At 61.4% G+C, this 15,903-nt stretch carries 14 protein-coding genes; 6 read left to right on the top strand and 8 right to left on the bottom strand.

The genetic code is table 11. The features are described from left to right. Positions 1-88: 88 nt before the first annotated feature. Positions 89-1,015 (bottom strand): TetR family transcriptional regulator, encoded by a 927-nt coding sequence (locus tag I7X09_RS13505; protein WP_095969375.1) that lies wholly within the window; start codon positions 1,013-1,015, stop codon positions 89-91. A gap of 115 nt (positions 1,016-1,130) precedes the next feature. Between I7X09_RS13505 and I7X09_RS13500 the strand changes: the two genes are divergently transcribed. Both I7X09_RS13500 and I7X09_RS13495 read left to right on the top strand, forming a co-directional pair. Further along, positions 1,131-2,084, top strand: coding sequence for a cyclase family protein (locus I7X09_RS13500; protein ID WP_003943547.1), 954 nt, complete (start codon positions 1,131-1,133; stop codon positions 2,082-2,084). Further along, positions 2,081-3,730, top strand: coding sequence for a class I adenylate-forming enzyme family protein (locus I7X09_RS13495; RefSeq protein ID WP_200317272.1), 1,650 nt, complete (start codon positions 2,081-2,083; stop codon positions 3,728-3,730). Before I7X09_RS13500 ends, I7X09_RS13495 begins: the two co-directional genes overlap by 4 nt. Positions 3,731-3,779: 49 nt before the next feature. Here the strand turns inward: I7X09_RS13495 and I7X09_RS13490 are convergent, their stop codons facing one another. From I7X09_RS13490 to I7X09_RS13470, 5 genes are read right to left on the bottom strand one after another with little or no spacing between them, the layout of a single operon-like run. Continuing rightward, positions 3,780-4,991 carry a lipase family protein gene (locus I7X09_RS13490; protein WP_200317270.1) on the bottom strand — a complete coding sequence of 404 codons (1,212 nt, stop codon included), beginning with the start codon at positions 4,989-4,991 and terminating at the stop codon, positions 3,780-3,782. A 17-nt stretch (positions 4,992-5,008) separates the two neighbouring features. Then, positions 5,009-5,833 carry an ABC transporter ATP-binding protein gene (locus I7X09_RS13485; RefSeq protein ID WP_200317268.1) on the bottom strand — a complete coding sequence of 275 codons (825 nt, stop codon included), beginning with the start codon at positions 5,831-5,833 and terminating at the stop codon, positions 5,009-5,011. After that, positions 5,830-6,900, bottom strand: a complete 1,071-nt coding sequence (locus I7X09_RS13480; RefSeq protein WP_124566933.1) for a taurine ABC transporter substrate-binding protein — start codon at positions 6,898-6,900, stop codon at positions 5,830-5,832. Before I7X09_RS13480 ends, I7X09_RS13485 begins: the two co-directional genes overlap by 4 nt. Next, a complete protein-coding gene (locus I7X09_RS13475) occupies positions 6,897-7,799 on the bottom strand; it encodes an ABC transporter permease (protein ID WP_200317266.1) in 903 nt (300 codons plus the stop codon). The genes I7X09_RS13480 and I7X09_RS13475 overlap by 4 nt, the downstream gene beginning before the upstream one ends. Further along, positions 7,796-8,533 (bottom strand): SDR family NAD(P)-dependent oxidoreductase, encoded by a 738-nt coding sequence (locus I7X09_RS13470; RefSeq protein ID WP_442800590.1) that lies wholly within the window; start codon positions 8,531-8,533, stop codon positions 7,796-7,798. Before I7X09_RS13470 ends, I7X09_RS13475 begins: the two co-directional genes overlap by 4 nt. A 321-nt stretch (positions 8,534-8,854) precedes the next feature. On the opposite strand from I7X09_RS13470, the gene I7X09_RS13465 reads away from it, so the two are divergent. After that, positions 8,855-10,207 carry an aspartate aminotransferase family protein gene (locus tag I7X09_RS13465; RefSeq protein ID WP_124566935.1) on the top strand — a complete coding sequence of 451 codons (1,353 nt, stop codon included), beginning with the start codon at positions 8,855-8,857 and terminating at the stop codon, positions 10,205-10,207. Further along, positions 10,204-11,463, top strand: a complete 1,260-nt coding sequence (locus tag I7X09_RS13460) for a Glu/Leu/Phe/Val family dehydrogenase (protein ID WP_200317262.1) — start codon at positions 10,204-10,206, stop codon at positions 11,461-11,463. Before I7X09_RS13465 ends, I7X09_RS13460 begins: the two co-directional genes overlap by 4 nt. On the opposite strand, the gene pdxR is transcribed toward I7X09_RS13460, so the two are convergent. Beyond that, entirely contained in the window at positions 11,453-12,961 is a 1,509-nt protein-coding gene (gene pdxR, locus I7X09_RS13455; RefSeq protein ID WP_185564482.1) for a MocR-like pyridoxine biosynthesis transcription factor PdxR, read from the bottom strand. The two genes, I7X09_RS13460 and pdxR, sit on opposite strands and share 11 nt — an antisense overlap. Before the next feature lie 85 nt (positions 12,962-13,046). On the opposite strand from pdxR, the gene I7X09_RS13450 reads away from it, so the two are divergent. After that, the gene (locus I7X09_RS13450; RefSeq protein WP_185564485.1) at positions 13,047-13,763 is read left to right on the top strand and encodes a TSUP family transporter; all 717 of its coding nucleotides are present in this window, start codon (positions 13,047-13,049) and stop codon (positions 13,761-13,763) included. A gap of 349 nt (positions 13,764-14,112) precedes the next feature. Beyond that, positions 14,113-15,561: a histidine-type phosphatase gene (locus I7X09_RS13445; RefSeq protein WP_200317260.1), complete on the top strand. Its 1,449-nt coding sequence runs from the start codon at positions 14,113-14,115 to the stop codon at positions 15,559-15,561. Here the strand turns inward: I7X09_RS13445 and I7X09_RS13440 are convergent. Beyond that, on the bottom strand, positions 15,507-15,875 hold the full coding sequence (locus tag I7X09_RS13440; RefSeq protein WP_124566939.1) for a helix-turn-helix domain-containing protein: 369 nt from the start codon (positions 15,873-15,875) through the stop codon (positions 15,507-15,509). The genes I7X09_RS13445 and I7X09_RS13440 overlap by 55 nt on opposite strands. Between the last annotated feature and the right edge of the window lie 28 nt (positions 15,876-15,903).

Below are 15,903 nucleotides of genomic sequence, written 5' to 3'. Positions count from 1 at the left end.
TCGTTCCTTACTCGAGTCGCGGTACGGATACCTTCCAAGCATGGACCCCTTTGCCCGCAGGCGCATCACCCGAACCGGATGACGTCCGTCACGGTCGCTGAAGGCGCACCAGATCTAGCGCAAAACGCGCGTAGTCGCGTGCAATTTCCTCGGGCGTTTGCGGTCCGCTCGGCCGATACCATTGCGCGACAGAGACACACATCACGACGATTGCACGCGCGGCCTGTCGCGGCCGATCCGTCTCGAAAACGCCGGCGGCGATTCCGTCATCGACTTGCTTCGTCATCAACCATTGCTGGTAGTTGCGTGATTCCGTGATGCGCAACCTGTTCTCGGCTGTGAGACTGCGCATTTCGCTGGCACCGAGAAATCCTTGATCGCGCCGATAGATATGGAACAAGGTCACACATTCGACAAGGAAAGCCAGTCTTTCGCAGGGACTTTCGCCCTCGTCGATCGCCGCCAACGATCTCGTGTTGAGCTCTGCCATGGTGAGGTCGAGAATTTCGGCCAACATTTGTTGCTTACTGGAATAGTGGTGATAGAGACCCGGAACACTCATCTGCGCACGTTTGGCGATCTCACGCATCGCAGCGCCGTGATATCCGGTCTTCACCATCTCCGCGAGCGCGGCCGCCAACACCGGATCGAACGAACTCGGGCCGAATCTTCGCCACTCGTTCGGAAGAAAATGCGTGTTCGGGTCGGCGTCGTCGCCACCCCATCGTGGCTGTTCCGGCGGACGCACTATCGCAGCCGGGAGCAGAGCGTCGAAACGCACTCCGAGAATCCCGCCGATTGCCGCCAACCGGTCGACGCTGACCCTGGTCTTTCCGGTCTCGACGGCGCTGAGGGTAGCCGCGCTGACGTCGAGACGCCTGGCCAATTCGCGCAGCGAGAGCCCGCTGTGACGCCGGGCTTGCCGGATCGATGCTCCGATCAGGACAGCATTCTCGAATTCGGTCACATTGTTCAGTATTCCCGAACATAGGATTTCCAACAATGCCATGACCACGGCAATCGCTGAACCTGTTGACTACTGATTATCGGCCTGAACATGATGTGGATCACAAAGACCCAGGTCCGCCCGAGCGATCGTTCGGTGTCGGTAGCGAGAGGATCAGATCACCATGACCGAGGCGCCATATCTTGGAGAACTCCTGCGCGACGCACCCAGCAACTGGGGCAAGTGGGGAGAGTCCGACGAGGTCGGTTCACTGAACTACCTCGACGCCGGACAGGTGCTTCGTGGCGTCGGAACCATCAAGCAGGGTTCCGTGTTCACACTTCAACGGCTCATCGGCGACCCCAAGGGTGATCCGGTCTGGCCAGGACGCAGCCCTGCCGAGCGCACACAGATCTTCGACGAGAGCAGCTGGGACGGCGACGACGCACCCAACTTCCCCGGCGGTCTGCATTACGCGGACGACAAGATCGACGCGTTCCTGCAGGGTTCGACGCAGTACGACGCACTCGGCCACGTCTGGTACGACGGCGCGCTGTGGAACGGATACTCCGCTGACACGACTGTCGGCGGCCTCGAGAAGGCCAGCGTCGAACCGATTGCCGACCGTGGCGTCGTCGGACGCGCAGTGCTACTCGACATGGCGAAGTTCCGCGGCAAGGAGAACCTCGACAAGGCCGAAACCTTCACGCACCATGATCTTTTGGCCTGTGCCGAAGCGCAGGGTGTCACCATCGAGAAGCGCGACATTCTCGTCATCCGCACCAACTTCCTCAAGCTGTTCTTCGACCAGGGTGAAGCCTTCTACGAGGGATTCTGCGAGCCCGGCCTGATCTACAGCCCCGAACTCGTCCAGTGGTTCCAGGACATGGAGATTCCGAACCTGGTGACGGACACCATCGCAAACGAGGTCACCACCGATCCCGAAAACGGTGTGGCACTGGTACTTCACAACGCTCTGATGCGCAACCTCGGCGTGGTGTTCACCGAGATCTGCGATCTGGAGAAGCTGGCCGCCGACTGTGCATCCGACGGCCAGTACACGTTCCTGTACGTCGCCGCACCACTCAAGGTCGCCAAGGCCAGCGGATCTCCTGTGAATCCGGTTGCCATCAAATGACATACGAAGATCGCCCTTGGTTGGCGTTGTACCGCAACGACGTTCCCCCCGACATCGACGTCGAGCACCCCACGATGCTCGAGATGTTGGCGGCCACGGTCCGCTCCGATCCGGACGCCACAGCTGTGAAGTACTTCGACGGTCAACTCAGCTTCGCCGAGCTGGACCATCAGAGCGATGCCCTGGCCCGAGCACTCCGAGCCGGTGGACTCGTGAAGGGTGACCGCGTTGCCCTGTTCCTGCAGAACGTTCCACAGTTCGTGCTCGCCCTCACCGGAATCTGGAAAGCCGGCGGCGTCGCAGTCTCGATCAATCCCATGAGCCGTGAGCGAGAACTGGGATACCAACTCGAAGATTCCGGCGCTGCCGTTCTCATCGCACTCGAGGGGCTCTACGAGTCCGTGGGCCGCAACGTCGTCTCGGACTCGCCGGTGAGGCGCGTCATCACCACCTCGGAACTCGAGTACCAAAGCCGCAACGATTCACGGGTTTTTGACGGAATCGTGAAGAAGGATCTCGGTACCGACGATCTCGCGACGCTGATCGACCAGCATCGTCTCGGCGATCCGATCACTACCGACGCTGCACCGGAAGACATTGCGGTACTGACCTATACGTCGGGAACCACAGGTCCGCCGAAGGGAGCGATGACCTCTCACGCGAACATGACCTTCAACGCCCAGGTCTACCGTGACTGGCTGGGGCTCACCCCGAAAGACACGGTTCTCGGCGTCGCACCGCTCTTCCACATCACGGGGTTGATCGGTCACATCGCGGTGTCCGTCCTGGCGAGAATGCCGCTGGTGCTTGCCTATCGCTTCCAGCCCGAGGTGATGCTCGACGCGATTCGTGAGCACCGCCCGACATTCACAGTCGGCGCCATCACTGCGTTCACCGCACTGCTCAACACTCCGGGTTGCGCGCCCGAAGACTTCACCTCCATGCGGTTGCTGTATTCCGGCGGCGCACCCATCTCACCGACCGCCGCCGAGGCCGTCCGAGCCATGACCGGTGCTGCGCTGCACAACATCTACGGCCTGACAGAGACCACGTCGCCGACCCATGCCGTTCCCGTCGGCGCGGATACGCCGGTCGATCCCACGTCCGGTGCACTGTCCGTCGGTGTTCCAGTACCCAACACCGTGGTCCGCATCGAAGACGAGGGCGGTGCGGTCCTGCCGATCGGAGAGATCGGCGAACTGGTCGTCCGTGGTCCACAGGTGGTGCGCGGTTACTGGAACAAGCCGGAGGAGAGTGCGTCGGCCATTCGCGACGGGTGGTTCCACACCGGCGACGTGGGGTTCATGGACGAAGCCGGCTGGTTCTACGTCGTCGACCGCAAGAAGGACATGATCATCGCTTCCGGCTACAAGGTGTGGCCACGCGAGGTCGAAGACGTTCTCGCCGAACATCCCGCGGTCCGCGAGGCAGCTGTCGTCGGGATCGCCGACGAATACCGCGGTGAGACGGTGAAGGCGTTCGTCAGCCTCGTCGCGGGGGCATCGGTGACGCCGGACGAACTGATCGATCACTGCAAGCAGCGGATGGCGGCGTACAAGTACCCACGGTCCGTCGTGCTGGTGGAGGAGCTTCCCAAGACCGTCACCGGCAAGATACTGCGACGGGAACTGCGCACGACCTCTTGACGCCGACGGCGGGCGGGCCTCCAGGCTCGCCCGCCCTCCGACATGTCGTTCAGCAAGTACCTGGCGTCACGCGACCACCCGCGAGGATCCTGCTCGTGAAGTCCTTCGCGTCTTCGTAGGAAGCCGCGATTGCGCCACGGTGGTCGGCGCCCTCATAGGTCTTGAATTCGACAGCCGACCCTTTGGCGCAGAAATCCTCTACCGCACCGGTGGTACTGGCCACCGAGACCAGAACGTCAGCCGTCCCCTGCGCGAACAGCGTCGGCACCTTTGGCGCAACAGTCGTCAATTCCTGTTCGTTCAAGTTCGCCGTCAGAGCTGTCAGGTCTGCGCCCTCCCGAAAGATCTGGTCGACGGGAACCGGCGGCACTGCTCTCACCGCCGCCAGGCAACCAGTCCGCGCTGCCTCGAGCAGCGGTTGCGCTTGATCCGAGAGAAGTTGCTCGGGGACGACCGACGGATCGACTGCCTGGACTCCGAGAAGAATGATCGGAACGAATGGCACTCCACCTGCCATAGATTGATTCCCGGACGCGACCAGTTCCGGAATCTGCGCGGTTCCGTTCCCTGGAGCGATCGACACCGTACCCTTCAAGTTCAGCTCAGGTGCTCGGTCCTTGCCGATAGCCGAGGTGAAGACCACAGCTTGCCCGCCTTGGCTGTGGCCCATGGCAAACCAGTCCTTGCCGACGTGCTTGTCGATCTGACGCGCAGCGCGAACGATGTCGGTTACGGCATTGGCTTCACTGGTTCCGTTCATGTACGGATGACCGCCGGGTGTGCCCAGGCCCTCGTAGTCCGTCTGCACCACGACGTAACCGTTTTCGACCCACCGGTCAAGGGTCTGATCGACCACCGAGAGGTAGTCGTGGACCGGTCCGTTCGGCGTATCAGCGGAAGGTGCGCACGCATCGGCTACGCCGGTGGTTCCATGCGCCCAACTGACAACCGGCCAACCTCCTACCGGAGCCGGCGTCTTGGGGATGGCGACCACTCCCGATACCAGAATGGCTTCGCCGGAGGCACTTTGGGACATATAAGTGACGCGCTGGTTCTTCGCTGCGCTTGGCAATGCGGCCGATTCCGTCAAGTCGTGCGACGTGACCAATGTTCCCGGCGACAGCGGTGCAGGCGGCTCTTCTCCGAACGAGAGAGACCCCTCGGCGTTCGCGTTGGAGCACGCCACCATGGAGACCATCGCACCCAAGGCGACGATGCAGCCGGCGGTACGGGTAAATCGTTTCTTCCGAACATCTTTCATTTACAAAATCCTCACGTTCAGTGGAGCGCAACCGTGGCGCCGATCAATCCCTGTGCTTCGTAGATCTTGGCCGCTACTTCGTCTCGCATGGCGACGAATTCCGGCGTCGAGCGGATTTCGGTGTCGGTCGACCGATGGCTGCCTTTCTTGAACCACACCTTGCGGTCGTAGATCACCCGTCCAGGGCGCGCTCCCATCACGATGACCCGCGTGCCGAGGAAAATCGCCTCCTCGACACTGTGCGTGACAAAGAAAACCGTCTTGCGACGCTCACGCCACAACTCGAGCAGTTCCAGTTGCAGCCTCTCGCGTGTCATAGCGTCGAGAGCGCCGAAAGGCTCATCCATCAGAATGATTCGTGGGTCGGTGATCAGGACGCGCGCAATCTGGCATCGCTGCTGCTGACCACCCGACAGCTCGTACGGCTTTCGGTTTCCGTACTGCTCCAGGCCGACGAGCTCCAACACACGTTCGGCTTCGTCAGCGCGTTCGCGGCGCGGAACACCCCTCATCTTGAGCCCGAACTCGACGTTTCCCCGCACCGACAACCATGGATACAGATTCGAATGCTGAAACACCACACCACGGTCCGGGTCCGGGCCTTTGATGTGGGTGTTTCCCACCATGATAGTTCCCTCGGTGGGCGTCTGGAACCCAGCCAGCATCTGGAGCAGCGTAGTCTTACCGCAACCGGAAGGACCTACGACACATACGAATTCCTCGGGCTCGAAGGTCAAACTCGTCGACGAGAGGGCGACGACCGTTTCGTCGGAGGTGACGTATTCCTTGCGCACCTCTGTGAGAACTACTCGAGTACTGAGGTCCGTACCTTCCGTTGTCATGACTGTCCCACCTTCGCGACCGCATCGTTGAAGATTCCGTCTGCATACTTGCCGGGCGTGCTGACCGCATCGATATTGCCCTGCTGTAGAAGGAACTCCGCTGTTCCTGCCAAACTCTGCGCAAAAGCCCCACCGAGATAGTCCGGGCCGGCCTGCTCTGCAGCCGAAAGATATGTGTACCCCACGAGCTGAGGAATGATCACGTCCGGTGCGATGCCGAGCTGTGCAGACATCGAGACGGCTGCTGCGGTGGGATCGGCGTTGATCCGTCCGACCGCAAAGTCCTGCAACTTCGTCCACATCTCCATGAACTCGGGGTTCGATGTAGTGAAAGCCGTTGTGGCTCCCGAAAGATCGAAGGTGGGTGCGCCCTGTTTCGCCACATCCTCACTACTCAGGATGACGCGACCGTCTGTTGTCAACTTCGACAACGTCGGGTCCCAGACCCACGCCGCATCAATCTGGCCGCCCTGCCAGGCGCCGAGCATCGCATCCGGCTTCAGGCTCATCAAGGTGACGTCAGCCGACATGTTCGCCGCGCCGAGCGCGGCCAGCAGACTGTAATGAGAGGTGCTGCCGAAAGGTGTTGCGATCTTTTTGCCGCGCAACCCTTCCAGCGTGGTGATCGACGGATCCCTGACCACCAGAGACTCCGCTTTCCCGATCACATCCTGAATCCATATCACTTGCATCGGAATGTTCAGCGGCGACGACAAGGCCATGGTAGCGGGACTCGAACCGAGTGTTCCGAGATCGAGGCTGCCAGAACCGAAGGCTTGGACGACGTCCTGCCCCGAACTGAACTTGCTCCAAGTGATATCGGCATTGGGCATGCATGCTTCCAGCAAACCTTGATCCTTGACGATCAGATCGCCGTTCGGGATGTCCTGGTAGCCGATCCGCGCGGTAGTCGTGATCGACTCGTTCACTGTCACGGGGCAACTGGTCGTGGCACCCGTCGATCGACTCATCTCACCGCGCCCCGTCTCGACGCACGCAGTCAGGCTCATGCCCAGAGTTCCGGACGCAATGACGGCGATGACGAGCTTTCTCGAATTGATTTTCATGCCTTACCTTTCCATGGCGCCACGACTGTTCCGATCGCTTTGATCACGGAGTCGAGAACGAGCGCAGCACAACCGATGACGATGATGCAGGCGATGGTCAACGGCGTATCGAGCTGAGTTCCGGCCAGATAGGCCAGTCCGCCGATGCCCGGAATACCGTTGTTGAGTTCGGCTGCGACCACAGTGGTCCACGCGAATCCGACTGCAATACGGATGCCGTTGATCACTTCCGGCAGCGTCGACGGAAAGACCACGTTGGTCAGAACCTGGGTTCGGCTTGCACCCAATGCTTTTGCCGCATTGATCTGGTCGACCTTGACCGAGGTGACTCCGTTCAACGTGGCGATGGCTATCGGAGGGAATGCAGCCAGGAACAGGAGCCAGATCTTCGAAGTGTCACCGATACCGAACCAAACGATGAGCAATCCGATGTAGCCGAGTGGGGGCAATGCACGAAGAAAGTTCAAGTACGGCTCGACGAAGGTGCGTATCGGCGCAGACATCCCCATGGCGAAACCGATGAGGGGGCCGACAATCACGGCCGCACCGACTCCGGCAGCGATCCGTTGGCCGCTCGCGATCAGATGCTCCCACAGGAAGTAGTTCTGCTCACCGAGGACTTCACGATCCACACCGGGCGCAATCTGGTGCCACGTGTTGGCTCTGACGAACGCGTCCCATACCGACTTCGGCGACGGGAGGAACAATTCGTCGATCACACCGGCAGCAGTGATTCCCCACCACAGAACCAGAAAGACGAGCAACGCAACTACACGAACGCCGATGGACCGCAATCGCTTCGACGACAGCTGTCTTTTCCTGCGCGGGGGTGTTCGGTCAGGCCTCCCGGTCTCCGACGAAGGCGCCACCGCGGTCGGCGGGGAACTGGTGGTGGTCATGCGGTCCTCCTGTGTACTCGCTGAGCCGAGGTCTGATCGCGGGCCAGTACAAGCATCGAGTCGACGTTGACCCGACTCGGGCGAGTGACGACCCAAGCAACGCAATCCGCGATATCGTCGGCGGTCAGTGGATCGGCGCCGGCGTACACGGCGGCGGCACGCTTCTTGTCACCGCCGAAGCGCACCATGCTGAACTCCGTCTCCACCATGCCCGGATCGATCTGACAGACACGGATCGGCTCTCCGAGAAGTTCGAGTCGCAACACCCGAGTGAGTGCTGTCACAGCATGTTTCGCAGCGTTGTACCCTCCCCCTCCCAGATACGGCTCGCGGCCGGCGATCGATCCGATACTCACGACGGTGGCGTTCCCGCTCTCACGTAACCGTGGCAGCAACCGTTGCGTGACGCGCAGGACACCCAGGACATTCACATCGAACATCGCGGTCCAGTCCGCCTCGTCGGTATCGGCGATACTGTCTGCGCCGAGCGCGCCACCGGCATTGTTGACCAACACGTCACAGCGCTCAATCAGGTTGCAGAAAGCATCAACCGAGGCGACGTCGGTCACGTCGAGAGGTAGAGCGCGAGCGCCCGTTTCGGCCGCCAACTCCTCTAGCCGATCCATCCTGCGCGCACCCATCACCACATCGAATCCCTCCTTGACGAGGTGCCGAACCGTCGCCGCGCCGATGCCACTGCTGGCCCCGGTGACCACAGCTACTGGAGTCTTCATGACGGACATAGTGGGGAACTCCTTCGAGAATGATGCTGCAGAATCCTGCTGGTGAATGTTGTTCATGCCCTGGGAGATTCCCATCGGCATCGAATGAACTGCTCACCAGTCTGCTCATAATCTGGCACCTGCTCCAGTGCCACCTGCAGGGTCATTTTCTCGGGCCAGTCGTAACGTACTCGACTCGTGTTAACGCGATGGTTCCTCTGTGTAACTGGCCCCTCCAGATCGCGTCCGATCTGGATCTGGCGACGGGCCACCACTGTTCTCCATCATTGGGTGGACTGAAGAAGTTCAACCCTCGATCAGGAGGTTTCTGCCATGGCAGCTCCCGCACTCAGCACGTCACAACGGACCTACGAACTGGATCGAGCGCATGTCTTTCACTCGTGGTCGGCTCAGAAGTCGTTGCAACCCATGGTTGTCGAACGTAGTGAAGGTTGCTACCTCTGGGATGGCGAAGGCAAGGAATATCTCGACTTCTCCTCGCAACTCGTCTACACCAACGTAGGACATCAGCACCCGAAGGTTGTCGCCGCCGTCCAGGAACAGGCAGCGAAACTGTGCACCATCGCACCTGCTCACGCGAACGAGGCTCGGTCCGAAGCGGCGCGACTGATCGCCGAGATCTCCCCTGAGGGGATGGATCGAGTCTTCTTCACCAGTGGCGGTGCGGATTCCAACGAGCACGCCATCCGCATGGCGCGCCTCCACACCGGTCGATACAAGATTCTCTCGGCGTACCGCTCCTACCACGGTGCGACGGCGGAGACTATCAATCTCTCCGGCGATCACCGTCGCTGGCCGAACGACTACGGCAACTCAGGAGCTGTCCACTTTCACGGTCCGTTTCTCTATCGGTCCGAGTTTCGTTCCGAGACGGAGCAACAGGAGTCCGAGCGCGCACTGGAGCACCTCGAAACTCTGATCCGATTCGAAGGTCCGTCAGCGTTTGCAGCGATCATCGTCGAATCGGTTCCCGGCACGTCCGGCATCATGCCGCCACCGCCCGGATACCTGAAGGGTGTCCGGGACATCTGCGACCGATACGGCATCGTCATGATTTGTGACGAAGTCATGTCCGGCTTCGGTCGCACCGGAGCCTGGCTGGCAATCGACCACTACGATGTCGTCCCCGATCTCATCACCTTCGCCAAGGGTGTGAACTCCGGCTACGTGCCCCTCGGCGGAGTCATCGTCGGTGAGAAGGTCTACAACTCGTTTGCCGAGCGTCCCTACCCCGGCGGCATGACGTACTCCGGCCACCCGCTCGCCTGCGCCGCCGCCGTGGCCACCATCACGACGATGCACGAGGAACGCATAGTCGAGAATGCCGAGTTCATCGGCCGCACGTCACTCGGTCCGGGGCTCGCTGCTCTCACTGACAAACACCCGAGCGTCGGAGACGTCCGAGGTCTCGGAGTCTTCTGGGCACTCGATCTCGTCACGAACCGTGAGACACGCGAACCACTGTCCCCGTACGGCGGCACCAACGCTGCGATCGGTCGGACCATGACAGCGGCGCGGGAGGCGGGGCTGCTGGTCTTCAACAACTACCACCGCATCCACGTGGTCCCGCCGTGCACCGTGACCCCCGCACAAGTCGACGCTGCGCTTGCCATGCTCGACACTGCGCTGGACGTAGCCGATTCCTACTACGACGGCCCCCGGTGACAGCGTCGACTGTTCAGGCGAATGCGCTCGACGACGCGCGTGTTCAACTCGCGGAGGCAGTGGCAGTCCTGGGCTACCCCGAAGGTTTGCACCGCATCCTCGGCGCTGCCAGGCGTGAAACGACCGTCAGTGTTCCTCTTGTCCGCGACAACGGCGACGTGGAGGTCTTCACCGGATACCGGGTGCAGCACAGCATCGCCCGCGGGCCGGCCAAGGGTGGGATCCGATACAGCTCCGAGGTAAATCTGGACGAAGTCCGTGCTCTGGCGATGTGGATGACATGGAAGTGTGCGCTTCTCGACATCCCCTACGGCGGGGCGAAAGGCGGAGTCGACGTCGATCCCCGGACACTGTCCCCCGCCGAACTCGAACGTCTCACCCGGACGTACACCCAGGGAATCTCACCCGTCATAGGGCCGGACAACGATATTCCCGCTCCGGACGTCGGCACCGACGAGCAGACCATGGCCTGGATGATGGACGCATATTCCGCAACTCGGGGTCGTGGTGTCCCGGGCGTGGTGACAGGCAAGCCCCTTGATCTCGGCGGCTCGCTCGGCCGACGGACGTCCACTTCTCGCGGCGTCGCTCACATCTCGCTGTTGGCTCTGGCGAAAGAAGGCATTGCACCGTCCTCGGCGACGGCAGTCGTTCAGGGATACGGCAAAGTCGGCGCGGATGCCGCGGACTACCTTGCCGAGGCGGGGGTTCGAATCATCTCCGTCAGTGACAGATTCGGCGCAGTGCACAACACCGACGGTCTCGACTTGTCGCGTCTGCGGGCACATTCCGAAGAACGTGGCACAGTTGCGGCGTTCGGTGGAGGACTCCCGATCGATCCGGCGGCGGTACTCGAACTGGATGTCGACCTGTTGGTGCCGGCGGCAGTCGAGGGCGTTGTCAATGCCGACAATGCATCTCGGGTGTGTGCTCGCATCATCGTGGAGGGCGCAAACGGACCGACCACGGCCGAGGCGGACAAGATCCTCGAACGATCCGGAGTGCTTGTGGTGCCAGATATCCTCGCAAATGCCGGAGGAGTTGTGGTCTCGTATTTCGAATGGGTTCAGGCACAACAAGGTTACTGGTGGACGCTCTCCGACGTCGAGCGTGGACTGGATGATCGAATGACCGCAGCGTGGTCGTCGGTACTCGATCAGGCTGCGACTACCGGATCCACACTCCGACGCGCCGCGATGGCTCTCGCGGTCGGCCGGGTTGCCAGAGCACACCGAGCCAGGGGCCTCACCCACTGATTCGGCGAGTCTCGTCGAGCATTCGATGAGCAATACCCCCGAGCAGGGCGATGCCGGGCTCGATCGACTGCTGGGCTATCGAACCGAAGCCCAGCCGCAAGCAATTGTGCGAGCCGGTGCCGGGAAAGAAGTATCGCGATCCGTCAGCAACAAGAATCCCCTGCTTCGCTGCCCTTTCGGTCAACTCTGCAGCGTCGAGATCCTCCGGGCCGGTGTACCAGACACTGACACCGCCCGGAGGAAACGATGATGCTTCCACACGTGGCATATACGTGTTGATCGACTCGGTGATGATCTCCCAATTCTGCTTGAGTCGACGACGGTGCGAGCGCAGAACCTTGTGGTAGTCCCCCGAGGTGATGAAAAGCGCGAGCGAGCGCTGGATGTGACCGGGCAGGTGTTTGGTTCGATGATGACGCTCGGCCCGAAGTGCGGCAATGACTGGAGCATCGGCGACGATGTAACCGATCCGAAGACCCGCCGAGAGAAATTTCGAGAAGGATCCGAGGTAGATGACTCGACGGTTGTCTCCGATCGATTTCAGCGAGGGGGTCGGCCGACCGCGAAAGCGGAATTCACTGTCGTAGTCGTCCTCGATCACGAAACCGTTTCTCTCTTCGAGCAATTCGAGAAGTAGCTTCCGGCGCGGCAGACTCAGCGTGACGTTGGTGGGGTGGTGGTGGCTCGGTGTGAGGTACATGGCATCGAACACCGTCGATCGATCGAACACCGCCCCCCTACCGTCCACCGGGACCGGGGACAATTCCACACCGGAGCGCTTGAAGATGTGCATCGCATCGAGGTATCCGGGGTTCTCGAAACCCATTATCTTGCCCGACCCGAGCAGAACATCGGCGATCAGCGAAAGCCCTTGCTGGGTGCCGCTGGTCACCAAAATCTCGTCGGAACTCGCTTCGATTCCTCGCGACGGCAGGATCTCCTTGCGGAGCGCCTCGACGAGCAACGGATCATCTTGATCGACGGCGTCACGGACGCTGTATCGCAGATGCGGCCCGGTCATTGCCTCACTCGCGGCGCGCAACCAACCGCGCACGGGGAAGGAACGCAATTCGGGCTGGGAGCTGATGAACGGGTACGGGTAGTCGAAAGCGTCGGGATGCCCGAGAGTACGAGTGAATTCGACGCTCTCACGGGGTCGGAGCAACGTGGACCAATCGACGGGCTCGGCCGACGAGACGGACTCGGCCGCGGCGCGTGTCAGCGGCGTTGCCGCGTAAAGCCCACTGCGAGGCCTGCTCTCGATCACACCGAGCGCAATCAACTCGTCGTATGCGGCAGCAACGGTGTTACGTGAGACCCCGAGTTCCTGGGAGAGGTACCGCGTCGACGGCATAGGCCGTCCGCCGTCGAATACTCCTCGGGCAAGGAGATCTTCGATCATCGCGCGCACGCGGCGGTACATCGGCATCGTGGTGTCTGCATCGAGATACGCCGACCGGCCCGCTAGAAAATCATCCAAATTCTCGTGTGATCTCAACTGCGGTTCCTCCTGGTACTGGCCCCCTCAATGCTTGCACGATCTGGATCTTCCGGCAGTGCCAGACTGCCCAGAGAATGGGAATGTGATTCTTATCCTGGTCGCCTGCGTACTCGTCGGCTCGTCTGCAATTCAGTCGGCAACGGGATCGGGCTTCGGCCTGGTCGCCGGCCCTGCCCTGATTCTGATTGCGCCACAGCTGGTTCCGGCACCACTTCTACTTCTCACGCTACCCATCATGGGCTTGGTCGCAATCCGGGAACGCCGGCACTGCGACCTGAAAGCGGTACTGATCGCCAGTGCCACAATGATTCCCGGAATTGCTGCGGGTCTGTGGTTCCTCGGCCGCGTCGAGGTAACCGTCGTGCACGTGTTGGTTGCCGTCGTCGCATTGGCCGCGGGAGCAGCCCTCCTCACGGGCAAGTCCTTCAGCGGCACCAGCCATGCACTCGCCGGCGCCGGCATCGCGGCAGGCTTCATGGGCGCACTGGCTGCCATGCCCGGCCCGCCACTTTCACTGACATATCGGACGCCGAACGCTGCCGAACTACGGTCGACGCTCTCGACGATCTTTCTCCTCATGGCCGCGGCCACACTGGCTGCATTGCAGTTTCAGGTGGGCATCACTCGCGTCGAACTGCTGACAGCCCTCGCGCTGTCCCCACTGTTGCTGTGCGGTCACGCCCTCGGGACATTGGTCGCCCGCAGAATCTCTCTGCTCACCTCGAATCGGGTCACGACATACGTGATCATCGTTGCCGCAACCGCACTGCTCCTCCGTAGCGTCACTGTTGCAACTTGACCGATCCTGTCTGATCGCACACTTTTTCCCGTCGACCGCGCCATCGGGGTAATGGAACAGTAATATGTGCTGAGTACCCACGGACAAACGGGAGACATCAGTGAGCAAGTTCGGACGTAAGAAGCAGCCCACGCCCAAGAGCTACCAGTGGCTGGCCATGACCCTCATCGCGTTGTCGCTGTCCGTCTCGATCGGGATCGCCGCCAAACCCTCCTGAGCTCGGCGAATCCGAAACTTGTCACCCTGCGTCCATCTGCACATGGACAAATAGGCGCAAATCGGACGCTTAGCTGTTCTAACTTTCCTTCCGTCGTGCCACCTCGGCACCGACGGAGAGGATTCACACACCATGCGAAGCCCACGCTTCGGTTTTCTGGCGGCTGCCGGCGCGGTCGGACTCGTGCTCGTTACCAGTGGCGCTCAGTCCATCGCCGCGGCGTCGCCCTTTGGCTCGCTCGACACCGCGTCGAGTTCCGGCTCGGCTGAGACCCCGGCGTCGACCGACGGCGGTTTCACGTCCAAGACGCCGTACTCACCCGGCCAGCGTATCGCCGACTATCAAGCACCACCGACGGGATACTCGCCCGTGTACACGGAAAGCGTTGCGCGCCACGGCTCCCGGGCACTGTCGAGCCTGAAGTACGACGACCTGAGCCTGCAGCTGTGGGAACTCGCCGAAGCCGAGAACGCATTGACTTCCGTCGGCAAGGAATTCGGACCGGCGCTTCGCGATCTCATGGCCGCGAACAAGAAGCTGGGATACGGCAACCTCAGCGGACTCGGAGTCACCGAACATCGGCAACTCGGAGCACGGGTCACCGAGCGCCTCCCCCAACTGTTCGACGCCATCGCAGCGCAACAGGGAACCATCACGTTGACCTCGTCGGGTGTCGACCGTGCCGTGGACAGCGCCGAGAACTTCGCCCAGGGCCTGACCGGTGCGTTTCCGGCCGTCGCCGGCGATGTTGCGCCGGTGACCACGGATGCCGACCTTCTCTACTTCCACGACTCGGATGCAAACGCCGACTACAAGGACTACGAGGATTCCGATCCGCGATTGAAGGCCGTCGACGATCAGATTGCCGATCTTCCCCGCACCCGCGAGGTCTCGCGGCACATGATGCTCAGGCTCTACTCCGAGGACTTCGTCAACCGCCTGAGCGCGGGCGAGTTCTCACTCGTCGACCGCGGCAAGGGTTCCAGCACGATCGACAACGAGGTCGACGCCGCGTACATGCTGTACAACACGTACATCATCACTCCGGGCATGGCCGAAGAAGGCAAGTGGAATTTCGAGCGGTTCATCGAACCTGCGGACGCGCAGTGGCTCGCGTACACGAACGATGCCGAGGACTTCTACGCCAAGGGCCCGGGCTTCACCGGTGAAGACGTCACCTACCGGATGGCAACCGTCTTGCGCGACGAGTTCCTGCGCGGCTTACAAGAACACACCGGGGCCGCCGCCGTACCGGGAGCGGACTTCCGGTTTGCACACGCAGAAACGATCATCCCCTTCGCCGCGCTCTTGAAACTGCCGGGAAGCACCGTCTCGCAGGCCGAGGGTGACCTGTACACCTATGCGAACAACCCTTGGCGCGGAGCGCAGGTCAGCCCGATGGCCGCCAACGTGCAGTGGGACGTGTTCGGCGGACCGGACGGTAAGCGCCTGGTCCGAATGCTCTACAACGAGCGCGAGACAGCGTTTGCTGCCCCGTGCGCTCCGGTGAGCGCCGGAAGTTTCTTCTACACACCGGACGAACTGGCCCGCTGCCTACCGGAGATTTCACCGGCAGCCTGAGATCCGGACCGAGGTCGACGAGGGCGCGCCCATGCCTGGTGCAACGCCAGCATGCGCGCCTTTTCGTCGTCTTCCATCAACAAGGCGTCGCAGATACGAACGATGACGGGAGCCGAAACACCAACGGACGTACCCTGTTCCAGCCGCTGGTAGTGATTGAAACTGATGTCGGCGATCTGTGCGACATCACGCCGGCTGAGGCCGTGCATGCGGCGAGCTCCCTCGCATCGCATGCCGACCTTCTCGGGCGCAAGACTGTTTCGTTTCTCGACGAGCATCTGGCTCATCAACTGACGCGCGCTCGACCCATTCACGTCGCCACCTTTTCCATCCCTGAAATAT

The organism is Rhodococcus sp. P-2, from assembly GCF_016598535.1.
GTDB lineage: Bacteria > Actinomycetota > Actinomycetes > Mycobacteriales > Mycobacteriaceae > Rhodococcus_F > Rhodococcus_F baikonurensis.
The sequence above is the reverse complement of the archived record's forward strand: the minus strand, read 5'-3'. Positions and strand labels throughout refer to the sequence as shown.

Bases quoted from the DNA above. Each gene is read 5' to 3' on its own strand.
- I7X09_RS13500 (WP_003943547.1), top strand. From the start codon at position 1,131: ATGACCGAGGCGCCATATCTTGGAGAACTCCTGCGCGACGCACCCAGC.
- I7X09_RS13495 (WP_200317272.1), top strand. From the start codon at position 2,081: ATGACATACGAAGATCGCCCTTGGTTGGCGTTGTACCGCAACGACGTT.
- I7X09_RS13490 (WP_200317270.1), bottom strand. From the start codon at position 4,991: ATGAAAGATGTTCGGAAGAAACGATTTACCCGTACCGCCGGCTGCATC.
- I7X09_RS13485 (WP_200317268.1), bottom strand. From the start codon at position 5,833: ATGACAACGGAAGGTACGGACCTCAGTACTCGAGTAGTTCTCACAGAG.
- I7X09_RS13480 (WP_124566933.1), bottom strand. From the start codon at position 6,900: ATGAAAATCAATTCGAGAAAGCTCGTCATCGCCGTCATTGCGTCCGGA.
- I7X09_RS13475 (WP_200317266.1), bottom strand. From the start codon at position 7,799: ATGACCACCACCAGTTCCCCGCCGACCGCGGTGGCGCCTTCGTCGGAG.
- I7X09_RS13470 (WP_442800590.1), bottom strand. From the start codon at position 8,533: ATGAAGACTCCAGTAGCTGTGGTCACCGGGGCCAGCAGTGGCATCGGC.
- I7X09_RS13465 (WP_124566935.1), top strand. From the start codon at position 8,855: ATGGCAGCTCCCGCACTCAGCACGTCACAACGGACCTACGAACTGGAT.
- I7X09_RS13445 (WP_200317260.1), top strand. From the start codon at position 14,113: ATGCGAAGCCCACGCTTCGGTTTTCTGGCGGCTGCCGGCGCGGTCGGA.